Source organism: Autumnicola psychrophila (assembly GCF_031846645.1).
Lineage (GTDB): Bacteria > Bacteroidota > Bacteroidia > Flavobacteriales > Flavobacteriaceae > Autumnicola > Autumnicola psychrophila.
This window is the reverse complement of sequence record NZ_JAVRHN010000013.1, coordinates 13,937-33,464: the sequence shown is the minus strand read 5'-3', so window position 1 is coordinate 33,464 and position 19,528 is coordinate 13,937. Positions and strand designations below refer to the sequence as shown.

9 protein-coding genes are annotated in these 19,528 nt (G+C 37.1%); 5 read left to right on the top strand and 4 right to left on the bottom strand.

What is annotated here, in order from left to right; all coding sequences use genetic code 11:
• From RM541_RS15035 to RM541_RS15025, 3 genes are all read left to right on the top strand, one after another.
• Nucleotides 1-3,156 (top strand): SusC/RagA family TonB-linked outer membrane protein, encoded by a 3,156-nt coding sequence (locus RM541_RS15035; protein WP_311500956.1) that lies wholly within the window; start codon nt 1-3, stop codon nt 3,154-3,156.
• Between the two features lie 10 nt (nt 3,157-3,166).
• Nucleotides 3,167-4,882 carry a RagB/SusD family nutrient uptake outer membrane protein gene (locus RM541_RS15030; RefSeq protein WP_311500955.1) on the top strand — a complete coding sequence of 572 codons (1,716 nt, stop codon included), beginning with the start codon at nt 3,167-3,169 and terminating at the stop codon, nt 4,880-4,882.
• A 98-nt stretch (nt 4,883-4,980) separates the two neighbouring features.
• Nucleotides 4,981-5,877, top strand: coding sequence for a carbohydrate kinase family protein (locus RM541_RS15025; protein ID WP_311500954.1), 897 nt, complete (start codon nt 4,981-4,983; stop codon nt 5,875-5,877).
• Nucleotides 5,878-6,154: 277 nt separating this feature from the next.
• Here the strand turns inward: RM541_RS15025 and RM541_RS15020 are convergent, their stop codons facing one another.
• Nucleotides 6,155-7,969 (bottom strand): RNA-directed DNA polymerase, encoded by a 1,815-nt coding sequence (locus RM541_RS15020; protein ID WP_311500953.1) that lies wholly within the window; start codon nt 7,967-7,969, stop codon nt 6,155-6,157.
• A gap of 441 nt (nt 7,970-8,410) precedes the next feature.
• Between RM541_RS15020 and RM541_RS15015 the strand changes: the two genes are divergently transcribed.
• Complete coding sequence (locus tag RM541_RS15015; RefSeq protein WP_311500952.1) at nt 8,411-9,625, top strand: site-specific integrase; 1,215 nt, start codon at nt 8,411-8,413, stop codon at nt 9,623-9,625.
• Nucleotides 9,626-9,774: 149 nt separating this feature from the next.
• Here RM541_RS15015 and RM541_RS15010 read toward each other — a convergent pair whose 3' ends face one another.
• The 3 genes from RM541_RS15010 to RM541_RS15000 all read right to left on the bottom strand — a co-directional run bounded on the left by RM541_RS15010 (nt 9,775) and on the right by RM541_RS15000 (nt 12,812).
• Complete coding sequence (locus tag RM541_RS15010) at nt 9,775-11,013, bottom strand: Shedu immune nuclease family protein (protein WP_311500951.1); 1,239 nt, start codon at nt 11,011-11,013, stop codon at nt 9,775-9,777.
• A 94-nt stretch (nt 11,014-11,107) separates the two neighbouring features.
• Nucleotides 11,108-12,088 carry a nucleotidyl transferase AbiEii/AbiGii toxin family protein gene (locus RM541_RS15005; RefSeq protein ID WP_311500950.1) on the bottom strand — a complete coding sequence of 327 codons (981 nt, stop codon included), beginning with the start codon at nt 12,086-12,088 and terminating at the stop codon, nt 11,108-11,110.
• A gap of 1 nt (nt 12,089) precedes the next feature.
• Nucleotides 12,090-12,812 carry a DUF6088 family protein gene (locus tag RM541_RS15000; RefSeq protein WP_311500949.1) on the bottom strand — a complete coding sequence of 241 codons (723 nt, stop codon included), beginning with the start codon at nt 12,810-12,812 and terminating at the stop codon, nt 12,090-12,092.
• An 894-nt stretch (nt 12,813-13,706) separates the two neighbouring features.
• Here RM541_RS15000 and proA point away from each other — a divergent pair.
• The gene (gene proA / locus RM541_RS14995; RefSeq protein WP_311500948.1) at nt 13,707-19,496 is read left to right on the top strand and encodes an anti-phage protein ProA; all 5,790 of its coding nucleotides are present in this window, start codon (nt 13,707-13,709) and stop codon (nt 19,494-19,496) included.
• The last annotated feature ends 32 nt before the right edge of the window (nt 19,497-19,528 follow it).

Below are 19,528 nucleotides of genomic sequence, written 5' to 3'. Positions count from 1 at the left end.
ATGAAATACAAAGCACTTATAGTATGTTTTATCCTGCCCTTGTTTGGTTGGGCCCAGGGGATAGAAGTGAGCGGTACGGTTACTTCTGCCGATGATGGAATGCCTTTACCGGGAGTTTCCATTATGGTAGAAAATACAGATAAAGGAACCGTTACCGATTTTGATGGAAATTTCGACTTAGAAAATGTAGGGCCAGACGCCACTCTTGTTGTTAGTTATGTAGGATTTCAAACCCAGAATGTTCCTGTAAATAATCAAAATGTTCTGGAAATATTACTTAAAACCGATCAACAGCAATTAAGCGAAATAGTAATTACTGGTTACGCGAGAGAACGAAAAGTAGACCTGACCGGAGCAGTGAGCGTGGTGGAAGTATCTCCTATTAAAGAACAAAGCATGAGTTCGGGAAGTCCAATTCAGGCAATGCAGGGACGTGTTTCCGGCTTATTTATTGAAAAATCCGGAGATCCTACGGGAACCAGTAACAGGATCCTTATTAGAGGGGTTACTACCCTTGGAAACAACGATCCTTTATATGTTATTGATGGAGTACCGACTGTTAGGCAGGAAGTATTTGCCAGTATTAATCCCAGTACAATAGAGACAATTCAGGTTCTTAAAGATGCCTCTGCTTCTTCTCTTTACGGAGCCAGGGCTGCCAATGGGGTTATTATCGTTAGTACCAAAAACTCTGTAAACGATCAGAAGCTTAGTGTCACCTATAACTCAAATGTTTCTTTTCTATCAGAAAAACCACAACGGTACGAAATGCTTAGCGCTCTGGATAGAGGCAGGGTTCTTTTTAGAGCTTCTGTTAATGATAATGCTGATCCTAACAGTGGTTATGGTGAAATTTATAATTTTAACTGGAATGAAAATTTCGATAATCCTGTTCTTAACAGTCTGGAGGTTCAGCCTTTTGTTGGTGGAGATCAAAATGTTCCTGTAGGTGATACAGATTGGCAGGATGAAATTTACGAAACAGGATATGTTTTCAATAACGATCTTACCGTTTCGGGAGGATCAGACAAAGCTTTTGCTTTACTAAATTTAGGTTACTTAAAAAATACAGGTATATTAAAATATACAGGTTACGAAAGATATACAGCGAGATTAAATTCTAATTTTAAACTTTTTAATGACAAGGTACGTTTCGGGGTCAATTCACAATTTGTGACTTCCAGCGAAACTCTGGCTTCTAATGATTTAGGAAGTGCACCAACACCTGGGCTGGGAATATCCCTGGCGCCAACCATACCTGTATATACTGCAGATGGCTCCTTTGCAGGGCCCCTGGGATCTGGATATTCAGATAGGAATAACCCTCTTTACATTCAGTATATAAATCGCTGGGACAATACCAACAGGACCTCAATTTTTGGGAACATCTTTGCTGAAATTGATTTGTTAAAGAACCTAACTTTTAGAAGTAGCCTGGGTCTTGATTACAATGATTTTAAAAGTAAAGATATTGAACCCACTGTGCAGAATGGGTTTATTACAAGAACTAATAATAGTCTCATTTTTGATACCAATAAATTTACCAGTATGATCTTCACAAATACCCTCAACTACAATCTTGAGGTGGGCGATCATAGAATAGGAGTTCTATTAGGTACCGAATCTATTAAAAACGATTTTAAAAGCATTGTAGCTTCAGCCGATGGCTTTGCTGTAGAGACAGAGGATTATTTTACTCTTTCTGCTGCCACAGGTCAAAGAACTTCCAATGGCATTTCCACCGGTAGTCGCCTCTTATCTCAGTTCGGAAAAATTAACTACGGTTTTTCTGACAGATACCTTGCTTCTTTTACATTGAGAAGGGATGGATCATCTAAATTCGGGCAGGAGAATCGATATGGAACTTTTCCAGCGGCCACTGTTGGCTGGAGAATAAGTAATGAGGAGTTTTTAAAGAATAATCAAATTCTTAACAACCTAAAAATAAGGGCAGGTTATGGTGAGGTTGGAAACCAGGCAATTGGGGATGTAGCGAGGTTTGGCTTATTTGAAGCAAGGTATGGACCAAACCAGAATATTTACGTTCCCGACTTTTTTAACATTTATTATAATGTTGGTACGGCCTATGACCTGGGTGGCAACAACACAGGAAATCTTCCTTCAGGGTTCGTATCCATTCAGGCTGCTAATGAAGGTTTAAGATGGGAAGAAACCCACGAAATAAACATAGGAGTCGATTTTGGCTTGTTGAACAATAACATTGCAGGTTCTTTTGACTATTTCACACGGGACACAGAGGGGATTCTTATTCAACCTCCTATTGCCTCTGTAATAGGAGAAGGTAGAGACCGCTTCTTAAATGGCGCTACAACTTCAACAAAAGGTTGGGAACTTTCCCTTGCCTATTCGGAGACATATGAAAACGATCTTTCTTTTGCAGTTTCTACTAATTTTGGAGCTTTTAGAGATGAAATCACTGATCTTCCTGAAGAAGTTAGAACTGCTTATGCTGGCACGGCACAAAATTCAATAATTGGACATTCTCAGTTTTCCATTTTTGGATATCGTACTGACGGGTTATTTCAAAGTCAGGAAGAAGTAGATAATCATCCCTCAGGAGGTGTGCAGATAGGCAATGCCCGCCCGGGCGGAATTAAAATTGTAGATATAAATAATGATGGTACCATAAATTCTGATGACCGCGATTGGTTAGGCACTACCCTTCCAGATTTGGAATATGGAGTAAGAATAGATATGGGTTATAAGAACCTGGATTTTTCCATCTTTGGATCAGGTGTTACAGGAAGAATAGGTGTAGATCCTTATATTTTCTGGAATAACTTTGCTCAAGGTAGAGAAAATGCAGGCCCCGGCACGTTAAGTGCGTGGTCTCAGGAAAACACCAGTACTTCAGTTCCGTCTTTATCCCTTGTAAATAATTTTACAGAGACTTCAGATTACATTTATAGAAACAATTCATATTTCAAAATAAGAAATATACAATTAGGATATTCTCTTCCAGAAGATCTTATCTCAAAATGGGGAGGAATGAGCAATATGCGTTTTTATGCCCAGGGAGAAAACCTCATTTGGTTTACTCCAGATGGATATATTGGTTCTGATCCTGAACGTACCGATGTGAACAGAATTCCCGTACCTACTACCCTTTCTGTTGGATTAAGTGTAAACTTCTAAAAAATATAATATGAAAAAATATAATAAATTATTCTCTGCTATAGCTTTGGTAATCACCTTTACCGCCTGTAGTGATGAGTTTCTGGAATATCAACCTGAAGGAGTACTTTCTTCAGAAAATGTGGCTACTGCTGAAAATGCTGAAGCCCTTGTAGTTGCTGCTTATGCCGGCATTGCTAACGATGAAATGATCGGGCCTATAACCCACCAATGGGTATACGGAAGTGTTCGCGCAGATGATGCCTACAAAGGTGGTGGCGGCCGTGGAGATGTTGATGTAGTAGACCGTTACGAGCAATATAATCTTACCACTCCAGATTATGGAGACTGGATGGCACCAAGAACCTGGACAAACTATTACAAAGCGATTTCACGGGCTAACTTTGCCTTGCAGGTAATAAAAGAAATTCCCGGGGAGTCTTATTCAGAAAAGACAGAACGCATTGCTGAACTCCGTTTTTTAAGGGCACATTCTCACTTTATGCTAAAACTGCTTTTTAAAAGCATTCCTTACATTTCAGATGAATTAAGTGATGAGGAAATATTGGAAGTTTCAAATGATCTTCCAAATGATGAGCTATGGAACAAAATTGCTGAGGATTTTATTTTTGCTTTAAACAACCTTCCTGAATCGCAGGAAGAAGTTGGAAGGGCAGATAAAAGTGCAGCGGCCGCATATATGGCAAAGCTTAGATTATACCAGGCTTATGAACAAAACGAACAGCATGCAGTAGTAAACATTAATGCCTCCCGCCTGGAAGAAGTAATAACTTATACCGATGAAGTTATTGGAGACCTCGCGCCAGACTTTGCGCATAACTTCCTGGATGGATTCGAAAATGGGCCTGAATCAATATGGGCAGCGCAGTTTTCTATAAACGATGGAACTGAGGTGGGAAGAGTAAGCTATGTTACCGGATTAAATTCTCCAACAGGAAATCCATTGTATGGCTGTTGTGGGTTTCATCAGGCAAGTCAGAACATGGTCAATGCTTTTAAAACCGATTCCAACGGACTGCCTTTACTGGACACCTTCAATGAATCAGACATGACAGACCTGGACTTTTCTGGGAGTATCGATCCGCGGTTTGATCATACAGTGGGGTTTCCTGGAAGACCATTTAAATACAGAAACACTGTAATTGAAGAAGGAGATATGGTGTACAAAAGAAGTTGGGCAAGGGATCCGGGTGTATACGGCTATTATGGTAATATGAAAGAGCAGCAGGCACCCGATTGTTCATGCCTGGTAAAAGAAGGCCCTTTTATTGGAACTTCAGTAAATTATGAATTTATCAGGTATGCAGATGTGCTGTTATTTAAAGCAGAAGCGCTTATACAATTGGACAGACTTGAGGAAGCCCGTCTTTTAATAAATGAGGTACGACTCAGGGCCGCCTCCAGTACCACACTTCCTCTGGAAGCCGGTGCCAGTAACGATTATAATATAGGGATTTATGAATCTTTCCCATCCAAAGAGTATGCTTTTAAGGCTTTAATGTTCGAAAGACGTCTTGAATTTGCCATGGAGGGCTGGCGATTTTTTGATCTGGTAAGATGGGGCATAGCTGAAGAAGTTTTGAATGCCTATCTGGAAGAAGAAGAGGAAAAGAGAGATTTTCTTTCGAATGCATTTTTTACAGCAGGGAGAGACGAATACTATCCTATTCCTCAAAGAGAAATTGATTTTACAGGAGGGTTATATCAACAAAACCCCGGCTATTAATTTATTAAGGTAAGGAATTTGTAAACCTGTAAAAAGAAATCCAATTTTCTTTTTATAGGTTTACTACTATTCTATTAAACTTTTGAAATATTGGTATTATGAATTTAAAAGCAGTTTGTTTTGGTGAAATACTTTACGATATTTTTCCTAATGAAGAAAGAATAGGTGGCGCTCCATTAAATGTAGCTTCAAGACTATCAGGGTTAGGAATTAAAACCGAAATGATTAGCAAAGTTGGAGATGACGAAAAAGGCGAAAAGCTGATTTCATACCTAAAATCTAAAAATATTAAAACTGAAAATATAAGCAAAGACACTGAATATTGTACAGGAGTGGTAAACGTCACTCTTTCAGAAAGTGGCTCAGCTACCTACGATATCGCACATCCTGCAGCCTGGGATAAAATCAGGATATCAGAAGGAATAAAAAATTCTGTAAAGGAGGCCGATGCTTTTATCTTCGGAAGTTTGGTTTGCCGCGATAAAGTAAGCCGGGAAGCACTTTTTAAACTTTTACCCGAAGCAAAATACCGGGTCTTCGATATTAACCTGCGCCCCCCATATTATGAAAAAGAAACTTTGGTAAAACTAATGGAGCAGGCAAATTTTATAAAATTTAATGATGATGAATTATTTGAAATTGCTGAAATGCTTGGTTCCCCTTATAATTCCTTAGAACAGAACCTTCAGTTTCTTTCAGAAAAGACAAATACAAAAGATATATGCGTCACCAAAGGACGTCACGGTGCGGTTTTGCTAAAAAATGGTACACGCTATTATAACAGTGGTTTTAAAATGAAGGTAAAAGACACAGTGGGCGCGGGAGATTCGTTCTTAGCCAGTTTAATTGCCGGATTGCTTAAAGAAGAAGACCTGCAAAGAACATTAGATTTTGCCTGTGCAGTGGGCGCTTTAGTAGCCGGGGAAGAAGGCGCAAATCCGATTCTAAGTAAGAAGAGAATCTATGAATTTAGCCGAATACCTGAAAAAGAATAAGCTTCAGAAAACCGGGCCTCATATACCTCGCAGGATCTAAGTTAATATCCGGCCTGGAACTGTTCTAAGCGCGTTTCAGAACTCTACACAGACTTTTACACTACCACAGAGTTTACAGACAACTACGTGCGTTTAAGTGCTATTTTAAAAGAGTTTGAAGTCAAAGATCATATAGATCAGCCATTTCTACAAATCAAAATGATTGATCTAAATAGAAAAACCTTGCCCCTTTATAGAAGATTGGATGAAAAAAAGGAAAATTTTAAGACGGTGATGTTTATTTGATATTATACTGTAGTTCAATCCATTTTTTATAATAGGGATCATCAATGTGGTGTCTGATCTTCTCTTTTATGTTATCATCATTTTGATAAACTGAACTATTTAAAAAGGAGCAAAGGACTAGAAATTTATTTAATGGATATATTTTATATTTATTTTTAGGGAAAAGATACATACTAACCTTTCTTTCAATCTCAGTTGAGTTTTTAAACTCAATTAACGTATTAGCAATAGACACTACTTGTTGTTCAGCAGTAGAAATTTGGCTCTCTAAAAACTTCTGTACTTTATCTTCCTTAAACATAAATAATCTCGCCATTATAGAGGTAACCTGTCTCCTAGAAAAAGGATGAGTTTTCCATATATTTTTATATTCCTCAATGAAATTAAATAATTCTACTGGATGATCATATTTTGTTTTGACCCACAACAAGCAGTAAAAATCGAAAATTTGTTTCCTTGATTTGCTGAAATATTTGATTTTTGCTATTGCGTTTTTAATAAATTCATCGCCATCTTCATTTAAGGGGATATTCCAATCCGTTATCAAATGACATATACTAAATAAAGAAATATCATCGTGAAGTTTTAATTCGTCGAAAATTTCTAGAACCACTCGTGAAGTTCGTTTGCTATAGCCTAACATTGAAAGATAATATAATAAATTCGGTCTTATCCCAGGGGTCTCATTGTATAGCTTAGGCACATCTTTCAAAATACGTTTGGAGTTAAGTTTTCCAAATGCAGTAATGTATCTTTTTGTTACTTTTTCAAAATATTTAGCACTAGCATTATTTTTCAGATGTTTTCTAAATCGTCTACTTAATTCTGAACCACTTCCTAATTCCTGTCTATTTTCAAAACTATCCAGAAAACGATTTTCTTCAATCAGAAAATGAAATTCGGCTTCTTTGGAATTATAAATATTAGTTTTTTTAAGGTTAAGGGCAAGCCCCCTGCTTTTCAGAACATCTGAAGCAGAACTTAAGGTATTAACCGCCTCTTCTCTTGTATCAACTCCTATAGTTACATCATCCATCCAACGTATAAAGTTGTTGTTCGTTTTCTTCATCAGGATTGAATCAAATTCAAAAAGAAAAGAATGAGCCAATAATCGAACTGCTTCTAAATTGGAGGTGGGCAGTCCTCGCCCAGTGTAGGGTAAGTAATCAGGAAGCCAAGAATTCCGTTCAAGAATTCCAAAAAGTATATCTAATAAAGATTCCTTCTTATCTATGTATCCCGTTATGATCTTTCTTAATTCGGGGATATAGATTGAGTCATAATAATTAGAGAGATCAGTAACAATGATTAGTTCTTTTTCCTCATTGAAACTGTATATTTTTTTTTGCATTTTCTTCCAATTCTTCTTCCAGTCGAATCCATAATCATCTTTATCTTCTTTAAGCTGATAAGGTTTTTTTAGGTTATGCCTATCCCTAGAATAAAATGAATTTTTAGAAGGTTGATTGGAAAGAACTTCTTTGCTAATCCATTCAGTTATAATTTGGAGCACTAAGGCATCTATCGGTTGAGGAATAATTAAATGTCTACAGATTCCGAATTTTTTTTCAATTCTATAAATTAAAGGTTTTGAACTTGAATACATTCCATTCAAGATATCAGTTCTCAATAATTGAGCTCTTGAATCAATATTATAATTAAAGTCATAATAATCGTAAATATCTAGAATATCAGTCTTTCTTAATTGATCTCGCACGACTTTCCTCCATATACTGCTAATGTAGTTCTTGGTGAAAATTTGGGCTAATTCTTCTCTCCTTAATTGATGGAAACGATCAGTTATCATTGATTAGTTGAAGTTAATGATTAACAAACATAAGAATTTAATATTATAGGGATTAAACCGCGTTTAAAAGCAAGAAGTTCAAAAATGAGAATTTAAAAATTTTCTAGTATAGCTATTTATCGCTAATAGCGATGGGGTAACAACAAGTACACAAGAATAAATAATATAAGTATTTAGTCGTCCCCTCATTAATCCCCTGCAATAAAAAAAGCCCTACAAACATACTGTTTATAGGGCTTCACAAGCGTTAAAAGTGGTCCCACCTGGACTCGAACCAGGGACCACCTGATTATGAGAAGTTGAATTTGAGTATCTTTTATTTTCTTTTACCTTCCTATGTATTGATATTCAGTATTTTATGAATTTTTATTTTGCAGCCATTTTCATATAATTTATCTTTAAAAGACAATTTGTTGTACCTATGTTGTACCCGTTTTATAAATGCATATGATAAACGTCAGGATAGTTTTACGGAAAAAGCGTCTTTCAAATGGAGACTTTCCGGTATGCCTAAGGGTTACGAAAGACCGAAAAACAAAATATTTTAAAACCATTTTTAACGCCAATGAAGATGAGTGGAATTCCAGTGCAGGTAAATTTAACAAACGAAACGCTAACTACCTCCAGAACAATAGGCTTTTAATTAAATTTCAGGATCGAGCGTTACAAATTCTCGGAGAAATGAAAATTGAAAGTGACGACTTCACATTGGAAGATTTTGAAAAAAAATATCGTGTTCTTTCAAATCCGGTCCAAAATAATGTTTTTACTTTTTGGAACGAGATTATTGAGGAAATGACAGCGGCCGGAAGAATTGGAAATGCTAGAGTAAATAAAGAGGCCTATAAATCAATTTTAAAATTTAATGGTTCTAAAAATCTGACTTTTAAAAACATCACACCAACTTTTCTTAATAAATATGAAGTTTTTATGCGGGCAAGAGGTGGGACCGATGGCGGCATAGGGGTTCCTATGCGTGCGCTACGGGCACTATATAATTTTGCCATTGAACGTAATATGGTTAAGGAAGAGTATTATCCATTCAAAATCTATAAAATCTCGAAGCTAAAAGGGAAAGGATTGAAAAAGGCATTGAGTATGGAGCAAGTAAAGAAAATAGTCACACTTGACTTGGAGCAATATCCTTGGTTGACCAACAGCCGTAATTTTTTTGTCTTTAGCTTTTATACCCGAGGAATGAACTTTGCCGACATGATGAAGCTGGAGTGGAAGCAAATCGATGATGATAAAATTTATTATACCAGATCCAAAACTAAAGGAACCTTCATCATTAAAATAGTTCCTCCAGTTCAGGATATCCTGAACTTCTATAAAGAACAGAAACGAGATACGAAGTATGTCTTTCCCATTCTCTTACACGATAACCTTACCCCCTCCCAGGTTGCAAACAGAAAACATAAAGTACTTCAAAGATATAATCTTCAATTGAAGGAAATTGCTGAAATCTGTGGGATTAATAAAACACTAAGTAGTTACGTAGCCAGGCACAGTTTCGCGAATTGTATGAAGCAAAAAGGCGTAGCAACTGATATCATCAGCGAATCTTTGGGACATCAAAATATGGCCGTTACCCAAGCTTATTTGAAGGAGCTTGATAGTTCCGTACTGGATGACGCCGTTGAAACCTTGCTTTAAAATTTTTAATTCACTCCAGCAATTTTAATTCATTTTCAGGAGGCATTAATCTAATTCATGAACATTAAATCCTTTGAATATTGTTCCAGAGGATGTGCAACGGAAAATTTATCTTTTAAACTCAGTTTTTTCAGCCTTAATATGTATTGTTATTCAACAATGGCCTCACTATTTTGGAACTGATATATAGTGGATTTCAATCTCTGTAACAAATCATCATAAGTAATAATGTCTATAACATTATTATATTTTCTCTTTATAACCTCAAAATCGGATTTTTGCTGAGCAGATAAGTTGTTATCCCTACCCATTATTATAAAACCTTTAGGATTAATAATCTTAATTTCAAGATTTAATGGCAGTTTATCTTTAAGTTTCTGAGTGATGAGCTTTTCACCCTTCTCACCCCATCTGTTTAAATAGAAAATATATTTTTCCAATTGCATGACCGTTCCCGAAAGTTCTCTTTTTGGAATAAAATTATCTCTGTAAACCCCCTTGGTCATAATGGAATCTTCGAAGGGTTGTTTGATTTCTATGATATCTATATGGCCATTACTATCTACTAACATGAAATCCAAGAACTTTCTTTTACCTATGTCTGCCTTTACAAAAACACTCTTAAAACTCAAAATATACTTCGGGTACAAAAGGAGTATAATTTGCAAAATTTCGTTCTGCCAAGTATCTTCATTATAAGCATTCACATCATTGAGCATACTTTCTAGTTTACTTAGTAGAAACTGAAATTTGGTTGTCTCATATTCCTGGAATTTTTTAATCAGGTTTTTCCCTTTTTTTGATGGCTTCTTTCTTAAATATCTTTTAAATTTAAATTCCTCATCTGAAGTGCTATCGAAGTAATTTCTTAAAATTGAACTAATCCGTGATTTAGCATAAAGCCCTTTTTCATATGAATTTGGGAAATTATTAACTAAGTTATCAAATTCATCTTTTGGAATTGAAACTGAGTGGTTTCCACCGATATAAATGTCTTCATTTACCAGTTGTTCAATTTGTGCAAAAATGGAAAGATTATTTTCGGCATAAAAATAATCTGGAACAAGAGAAATTGATTTGTGAAAGAAAACACTAATTTTTTTTGTTATAACACCCTCTAAAATTTTGTAGTACTCACCTGCCAATTCTGCAAACACAAAAGAGTATGTTTCATCTGGTCCATATAATTCTACTAGCAAATCATAATCGTCTTGTTCGAACCTAACCTTATCGTCACCATAAAGGTGGTGAGTTTTAAAATTGAATGTACTTTTATAAGTTAGCTCATCATCCTGTTTCAGTCTATCCCTCATCCAGTTAGGTGGCACATTTTCTCCATAATGGTAAATGAAGATTATCTGGTTACCAACTTTTTCAAATTCAAACATTTAATATCTAAGTTTTAATTTAGAAGTCTCAGAGCTAACTACTTTGTATTTCTTATAGGATCAAAAACCTTTTAAATATAATAATGCTGCGACGTCAATTTTGATTTAATTTCCATTCTATAGCTTTGAGTCGCCCACCTACTTTTCTTAAAGTTTCCACCAATGCCTCCTCTTCGGGAAGATTTCCCGTAACCAAATCTCTAAAATTACCCTTGTACTCCGGACTTAACTGCACCCACACATCTTTTGGTTGGTCAAATATTAAAGCTGTTGCAGGATGTGCGGCTAGCCATTCATTATTATTCTTATATCCAATCATATCATCTTCACCAACTTTAACTAGCATTTTATTAAACTCACTGCTTTTAAAAAACTGGTGAATTTCCTCATCCTTTAGCATTTGATGGATGTCATATATATGCCGGATTTTGTTTCTCAAATCTATAATAGGAGTTTCTGATCGGGAAAATCTCACGAGGCTCATAATTTTCTCACAGAATGTTCTATATGTACTCAATACCTGGAGAGTAAATGGATTCAAGGAATATTGTGCGATCAAGTCTTCCTGGCCCTTGCCTTTCATCATTTCATAAATATACGAGCTTACGTGCATTTTAGAATATGGTTCAAAATTTCCTAACCAAGTTGCTTCCAATACAACATGCTCTCTTACCTGCCCAAAGTCTCCATCAAAAATTTTTGCATATTGATGAACAGTTTTCCGGATGTTTCCCCTTTTTTTGGTCAAGTCTTTAACCTCTATTTCAGGAATTTCCTTTTCTACAATCTTACTTATTTTCCGAATCTTCCTCTTTAACTGGTTGTCATTCTCTCCCTCTTCGCGAAGTACTACCAAGTCAATATCTTCTGAAAATCTTTCAATTAATTTATGACATTTTGAAAGTGCTGTTCCTCCTTTAAACACTGCTTGACTGGCAATATCTGAATGAAATATTTCATGTAGGGCTACGGTTACCCAGTAATCTTTTTCCACATAGATCTCTCTCATTTCCAAATATTCTGCTGTGGCAAGAATAGCGTCCTCCAATAATTCTCTGTTTTTATGTAGGTTCATGTTAGTTAATATTCCATTTTGGTGCTGTTGGTAAAATATCCTCTTTAATTCCCATATTGTATGAAGTAAGAGGGTTTAAACTATTCTTTAAAACTTCAACTTGATTCTTGGAAGAAGCCTCTAAGATGGCTCCTAACAATGCAGTTGCCCGTGGCGGGTATTTGAGAGCATACCTTACCAACTTTAAAAGATCGTCTTCTACGAGATTCGAGATTTTGTTAGTTAGTAAACCAATAGCCGATTTTTTATCCATATCAGATATGGTTTTAAAATCTTTTAGTGCATCTAGTATTTCGAGCAAGTAGTAATTTCCATTAGAAACTTCCACATAACTCTTCACTGGTTTCACTTGGGTTTTTGCTATTTTGGTTACTACTCGTTTTACTTTACTGGCTACTTTGATGGTCTTAGGTACCTGGGTGGTTAAACCCATCCGATTATATAATGTACTTCCGGTTATGTAAGCAATTCGTTTTCCATCTCGAAATAAGTACGGCTTTAGTAATTCTTCTTCCTTTGGCTTTAGCTCACCAAAGACAGATTGTTTAGGTTTATAGAAAACTCCGGTAGAGGTTCTTTTAATAACACCTTTCTTTACAAGTCTTTCCACAGCTTTGGCAGCTGCAATATATTCGTCTTGATTCACCCCTAGCTGTTGATACTTGAAAGTCGTCCCTTCTTTCATTCTGTTTACCTTGAGCTCTATTTTCTTAGTTACCTTCATCTTTAGGGATAATAATAAAATCAAAAATATTAAAATTATTTAATTTGTCAAGTATATTGCACAAAATACTTGACTTTTAGATCTTTCATTATACTTTAGAAGCTACTTGATTTATGATAAAAAATACTTTACCTTTACTGGGTTCATCAATTTTCAAACACACAATCAAACTACAAACACACAATCAAACTACAAAAGAAAATTGATGAACCCAGTTCTCTTCTCCATTTCTACTCTCCAGAAGAAGAAACAATAATTCTATTTTTTGTGAGGCAAAATTCTCTTCCTGTGAAGATTTTACTAAGTAAATTGTCTTCTTTAATGACTGTAAGGATCTTAAGTATATTCCTTATTTGACTTCATTTAAGTTGAAAATAAAAATACTAATAAACAATAAATTAGGTCTTCTAAAACCCCTCCGCGTTTTCTCCTTTTGCTTTACTCTTCCTGAAATTACTTTATACCCTATATTGAGTTGAAGTAAAAATACTCTCGTATTAATCTGTAGTTTCGACTGATCTTTGTTTTTCTAGCGAAATACAGCCAATAGCTTGCCTGTACTATTATGGCAAAATGACATTTTCTCTATTCCTCACCACATTATTCATTTTTTTTAATATTTTTATAGACCGTCGCTGCAAAATTACTATTGTCCCTACCCTAGAATTATTCGCAGTCTTTAAATAATCCCACCATTATGACCCAAGTGCTAGGGCTTACAGAACCTGTAAGATTGCGAAAACCATATAGGCCAAACTATAAATTGGTTAATCATTCCTGCCGGTTTGATCCTTTATTATTATTTTTGTCCCCTTCATACCCCATATCTTCTGGATTAATTCTTCTAAGCATTCCAGAAGCTCAATATTTTATTAATACCAATTATCTAAATCTATGAACATTCAACTGGATCTTTTAGCCAGGGAGCGAATGAACCTCGCCCTACTACAAAACCGCATCCCTCTCATTCAAAAGCTACAGATTGGCAACGATACTGAAGATCATTTGGAGAATCTGAAATTAAAGATCATATCAGATCCACAGGGAGTTTTGAGCGGGGAAATTGCAATTTCCTCTATTCCTCCTGGTGAAACTTTCATTGTAGAAAATCCAGTTATAAGCCACTCCTGGGATTACTTCAGAAATGTTACCGAAAAGATTCGGGGAAGAGTTTTAATTGATTTACTGGATGCCCAGGGCAATACAATAGCAAAAACTTTTCAGGATTTAGAAATCGAGCCAGAGAGTGTTTGGTTAGGGCAACAGGCGCCCCTGGAACTTCTGGTGAGCCACATAATGCCAAATAGCGAAGTCGTTCAGCGTATCAACCGAAAGGCTGCAGATTTTCTTAAGGAACTGACAGGAAATTCTGCTTTGAGTGGTTATCAAAGCAAAGATCGTGAGCGGGTATATCAGACAGCTCAGGCAATATACCAAGCTATTCGAGAAAAAAACATAACCTATTCAGAGGCTCCCGCGAGTTTTGAAGATACAGGCCAAAAAATCCGCACGCCAGAGCAGATCCTCAAGCATTCAATGGCTAACTGTTTGGATATTTCTCTGTTTTATGCTGCTTGTTTAGAACAGGCGGGTATCCATTCTCTAGTGTTTATCATACAAGGTCACGCTTTTGCCGGCTTTTGGTTAGAAGATAAATTTCTACCGCGACCTCTGGAGGAAGATGCACAGTTTTACAGGAAAAGGATGGAACTGGATGAAATGGCGGCTATAGAAATTACCAATGCCACTGCTGACATCAATATAAGTTTTTCTCAACTGGAGAGCCTAGGTAAAGATCACTTCAAAAATGAGGAAAATTTTATCTGTGGTATAGACGTGACTCATTGTCGACGACATGCCCGAATCCACCCCCTGAACGATTCTGCGTCATTAGCTAATCGGACAACAGAAAAAAGGGAATTGAGAAAGGAAGAAGCGGAATTAGAAAGTCGAAGGTTTAAAGAATTTCAATTACCTGAAAATGTTGAGGCTCGGGAAAAAGAGCTGGATAAGTGGAAAGACAAGCTCCTGGACCTTAGTTTTCGTAATCGCCTTTTGAACTTTCGTCCAAATAAAGGAACTGTAGAAATCCTTTGTCATAGCCCGAACGAAATTGAGGATATTCTTGCTGATGGTGCAGCCTTCGAAATATTGCCTGAACCAAGGCAAAGTTCTTTGAACCTCCAACGGACGGACCAACAAGAAATCCTAACTGACCAGATTACTTTAAATTTTGAAAGAAAAAAGCTGTTAACCAAAATTTCTGAGACCAAATTTCAGGCAGTATTGAACAGCCTATATCGTTCGGTAGTGAATGCAGAGGAAGAAACTGGGGCTAATACATTATTCCTTGCCCTAGGTATCCTTTCCTGGAAGGAGACAGATCGCAGTCAAACAGAGAGGAGATCTCCACTTCTGTTGCTTCCTGTCAATCTTAGGAAAAAAACAGTTGGAGGTAAATTTTCCCTGTCACTCCGTGACGATGATACAGTATTGAACTATACCCTTCTTCAAAAACTTAAAAGAGATTTTGATTTGGAATTCCCTGGTCTGGATCCCCTTCCTGAAGATGAATCGGGGGTGAATGTTCAACTGATATTTGACATTATTCGAAAGATAATTCGTGACAAACGCGGATGGGAAGTTAAAGAAGAAGTGTGGCTAAGTGAATTTTCTTTTCAGAAGTACCTCATGTGGAAAGAATTGGATAACCATTATGAGGACATGTTGAAAAGCCCTGTCATTCGTACAATAATGACGTCTGAAGCCCCGAAAGAAATTCCAGAATTCGTTTCCGAGGACAAGGTGGAAGAACTACTTCACCCTAAGGATATGTACTGCCCATTATCAGCAGACTCGTCCCAAATGGCGGCAGTACTTTCAGCTGCGAACGGTAACACTTTTGTTCTTCAAGGACCTCCGGGCACAGGAAAATCTCAGACCATCGCTAACATGATAGCACACTGCATTGGCATTGGCAAACGAGTACTCTTTGTTTCCGAAAAGAAAGTTGCATTAGAAGTTGTGTACAGGCGCTTGCAGGAAATTGGTATTGGTCCGTTCTGTCTGGAACTACATTCTAAAAAATCAGAAAAAAAGGAAGTTGTAAAGAGCTTCTACAATGCGCTGGAATTTAATTCTGACGGACTTAATGGGGAATGGGATCAGGTTTCGGAAGAATTAAAAACCTCAAGGGACGGGTTAAATAACTACTTCCGGGAACTTCATGAAATAAGTCCTTCAGGTATTTCCGCGTATAAAGCCTTTGGATTGGCTGCCAGAAGTTATGATATGCCGAAGGTTGATCTGGAATTTAAAAGTTTTCTTGAATACCCTTTAGCAGAACTTAGAGAACTTGTTTCGAAATTAAAAAATTGGGAGGAGTTTGCTGAAAGCTTAACAAATGAAGAATATTTAGCTTGGGCCACTGTCCAGAAAAAGGAATGGAATAGCAGAACCGAAGATGTAATAATTCAATTGCTGAACAAAATTCACTCCCTGATTAAAGAACTTGAAAGAATTAGTGCGGACGCCAATCATAAGCTTCCGCTTAATCCAAAATGGAAAATTGTCAACTGGTTAGCCTTGGGAGATTTTGTAGATAAGATATTGGCTACACCTGAAATTACGTCAGGGTTTCTCAAACAAGGAGATTTTCCGAAATATCAGTCAGAATTCTATGAGAATTTAGAACACTTAAAAAATCAAGCGGAGACCCGGCAAAAGCTGGAGAAGATCTTTCAGGCAAAAGTGTTTCAAGAGAATTTCTATGAGTTAAAGCAGCAACTACAGGAAACACGGGAGGGGTTTTTCCTTATCTCATTTTTCAAGAAGCTTAAGCTTAAAGGAAGACTTAAAAATCTGATAAAAGATAAATTAGAACCGCTGGAAAAATATGATCAGTACTTCGAAGCTGGAATAAAATATCAGGAGGGGTTAATAAAAGAAGAAAAGGCTTCCCGCTTTGTGAAAGAAGCAATAGGAGAAGAATACCAGCTGACAATTGACGGGAAATTCCGAAAGGCCATGGCCTGGGCAGAAGATGTGAATAAAGATCTTTTAGCGCTCTACTCTTCAGATTTCGGAACAGCCGCTTCAGCTAAAGCTTTTATTACTACTCTTGTTAAAAACCGCTCCTTAGCCCTGGCAGAATCCAGCGAAATTAAAAAAGAACTGGTGCAAAAGCACGAATTCCTAATTGTAATGAGAACTAATCTGAATTTGCTGAAGGACGAACTAGAGCTAAAGCCTGAATGTTTTGAAGTGAAAGCGGCTGAATTGGCACAAAAACTCGAAGCTATTCAAAACTCTTTTTCGCTGTTTAGAGATGTAACGACAATGAATGTGCTAAAATCTGAACTTTCCCAAGCAGGCTTAAATCCGCTTTTTGAAAATGTGGATAAAGGAGAAATCTCGAAATCAAATATTTATCAGGTTTTCAACTATAACTTTCACCGTCAATGGCTACAGGAGAAAAGTGAAGACTCAAATACATTAAACAGTACAACCGGCCTTCAGCTAAACAAGTTGGATTCTGATTTTAAAAACCTGGATCTCAAATACAGAGCTTACACTGAAAAGGCCCTCTCAGGTAAAATATCTGCTGATAAACCAAGAATGGGGAATCTAATTTTACCCGATTCGCCGGTGGGTCTTATTGTGAAGGAAAATAAGAAGAGTAGGAGGCATCTTCCTATTCGTAAGTTCTTGGATTCCATTAGTTCAGTAGCGCAGACCCTTAAGCCATGTTACCTGATGAGCCCAATGTCCGTTAGTCAATATCTCCCCGTCTCACCAGATTTTGACATAGTCATCTTTGATGAAGCTTCACAGATTCCCCCTTGGGATGCTATAGGGGCATTATCAAGAGGAAAACAGGCAATAATTGTTGGAGACACTAAACAATTGCCACCAACCGCTTTCTTTAGTATGAAATCTGAAGATGAATCAGATGAGAAAATAGACTGTGAAAGTGTTCTTGAAATGTTTGGCAGTATATACCCGGAGATGCTTCTTAAATGGCATTATCGAAGCCGCTCTGAAAGTCTTATCAGCTTTTCAAATCACCATATATATGACAATCGGCTTAATACATTTCCCGCCAGTGACACTGAAGATGACAAGGTTTCTCTTATGATAGTAACAGGAAAGGAGGCCTTTTACGATAAAGGGAAGTCAAAAACAAATGTCGGGGAGGCTAATGCTGTAGTTGATGAAATTTTTAGCCGATTGAAAGAAGAAAGCAGCACGGGCTCTATTGGGGTGGTTACTTTTAGTTCTGTCCAAGCGAACCTTATCAGCGATTTAATCGATGTACGTTTGCAGAAGGAACCACAGTTCGAAACCTTTTTCGACGTCAATAATCCTGAATATATTTTTGTCAAGAACCTAGAAAATGTACAGGGAGATGAAAGAGATTTGATCCTATTTTCGGTGGGCTACGGGAAAGACAGCCTTGGAAAAATCAGCCGCAATTTTGGTCCTTTAAATAATTCGGGAGGTGAACGTCGTTTAAATGTCGCTGTGACCCGAGCCAGAAATGAAGTGAAAATATTTTCAAACTTTCACCCACGGGAACTTGATGTTAGCACAAGCACCTCAGAAGGACTCCGGCTACTAAAAGAATATTTGCTTTATGCACAGGAAGGTCATACAGCTCTCCTTCGTCAACAGTCTTTTAACAATGTTGATGAGTTTGATTCCATTTTCGAAAAAGAGGTTACTGATGCACTCCGAAAAAAAGGCTGGGAAGTCCGGACCCAAATAGGAGTTGGTGGTTATCGAGTAGATCTGGGGGTTGTACATCCTGAATATTCAGGACGCTTTTTAGCAGGTATAGAGTGTGATGGTGCGCGTTTTCACTCTGCCAAATCGGCAAGAGACAGAGATATTCTTAGGCAGATGGTGCTGGAAGGTCTTGGCTGGGCAATTCTAAGGATCTGGTCAACTGACTGGTGGTACGACAGTGGAAAATGCATAGATAAGCTTCATCAGGAGTTAGAAGCCCTGTTAGCTGCGCCACGAGAGGCCATTAAAAAGGCTGTCAAAGACATAGCCATTCCCGATTCTATTGCCGAAAATGAAAACTCAAATTCTCAAGAGAATGAAATGGATGTACTTCAGGAAAACTTGCCGCCAGTTGTAAACTCTCAACTATATGATCCTACAATGTTGGAAATAAATCCAATAGGCGAATTTTTTGAGAATGCTAACTTAGTAAGTAACCAAATGAAAGGGCTGGTTCAAGCTTTAGCACCTGTTTCCAGAGAAGAATGTTTCTCGAAAGTATCACGCTCCTGGGGATTTGCCCGAAGAGGAAATAGGATTGACCAATTTTTAGAAACTTGCTCTAAAGGCATCCATCGAACTAAATCCAATGGTCAAATATTTTTTTGGAATACTCCAGAAGATGTTGGATCTATTGAAGCTCTTCGATTACCACCAGAAGGTCAACAAAGACACCCTTCATCAATTGCACCTGAAGAGCTACTACATGGCTTTACACCAATTCTCCAAAGCAACATAGAGGTCTCAAAAGATTTACTTTTTAAGGAAGTTGCGAAAATGCTTGGGTATAGTAGGATTTCAAAAGAAAACATGAAGTATATGGAGCCCGCTTTGGAATTACTGAAAAATCAGGATATGTTAACCACAGAAGATGAAGTTGTTTTATGGCGTGGTTAAATTACTATAAAGACAACTCCTTTGACCAATGC

Excerpts from the sequence above, each read along its gene's own strand:
- RM541_RS15035 (WP_311500956.1), top strand. The coding sequence starts at position 1 with ATGAAATACAAAGCACTTATAGTATGTTTTATCCTGCCCTTGTTTGGT.
- RM541_RS15030 (WP_311500955.1), top strand. The coding sequence starts at position 3,167 with ATGAAAAAATATAATAAATTATTCTCTGCTATAGCTTTGGTAATCACC.
- RM541_RS15025 (WP_311500954.1), top strand. The coding sequence starts at position 4,981 with ATGAATTTAAAAGCAGTTTGTTTTGGTGAAATACTTTACGATATTTTT.
- RM541_RS15020 (WP_311500953.1), bottom strand. The coding sequence starts at position 7,969 with ATGATAACTGATCGTTTCCATCAATTAAGGAGAGAAGAATTAGCCCAA.
- RM541_RS15015 (WP_311500952.1), top strand. The coding sequence starts at position 8,411 with ATGCATATGATAAACGTCAGGATAGTTTTACGGAAAAAGCGTCTTTCA.
- RM541_RS15010 (WP_311500951.1), bottom strand. The coding sequence starts at position 11,013 with ATGTTTGAATTTGAAAAAGTTGGTAACCAGATAATCTTCATTTACCAT.
- RM541_RS15005 (WP_311500950.1), bottom strand. The coding sequence starts at position 12,088 with ATGAACCTACATAAAAACAGAGAATTATTGGAGGACGCTATTCTTGCC.
- RM541_RS15000 (WP_311500949.1), bottom strand. The coding sequence starts at position 12,812 with ATGAAGGTAACTAAGAAAATAGAGCTCAAGGTAAACAGAATGAAAGAA.
- proA (WP_311500948.1), top strand. The coding sequence starts at position 13,707 with ATGAACATTCAACTGGATCTTTTAGCCAGGGAGCGAATGAACCTCGCC.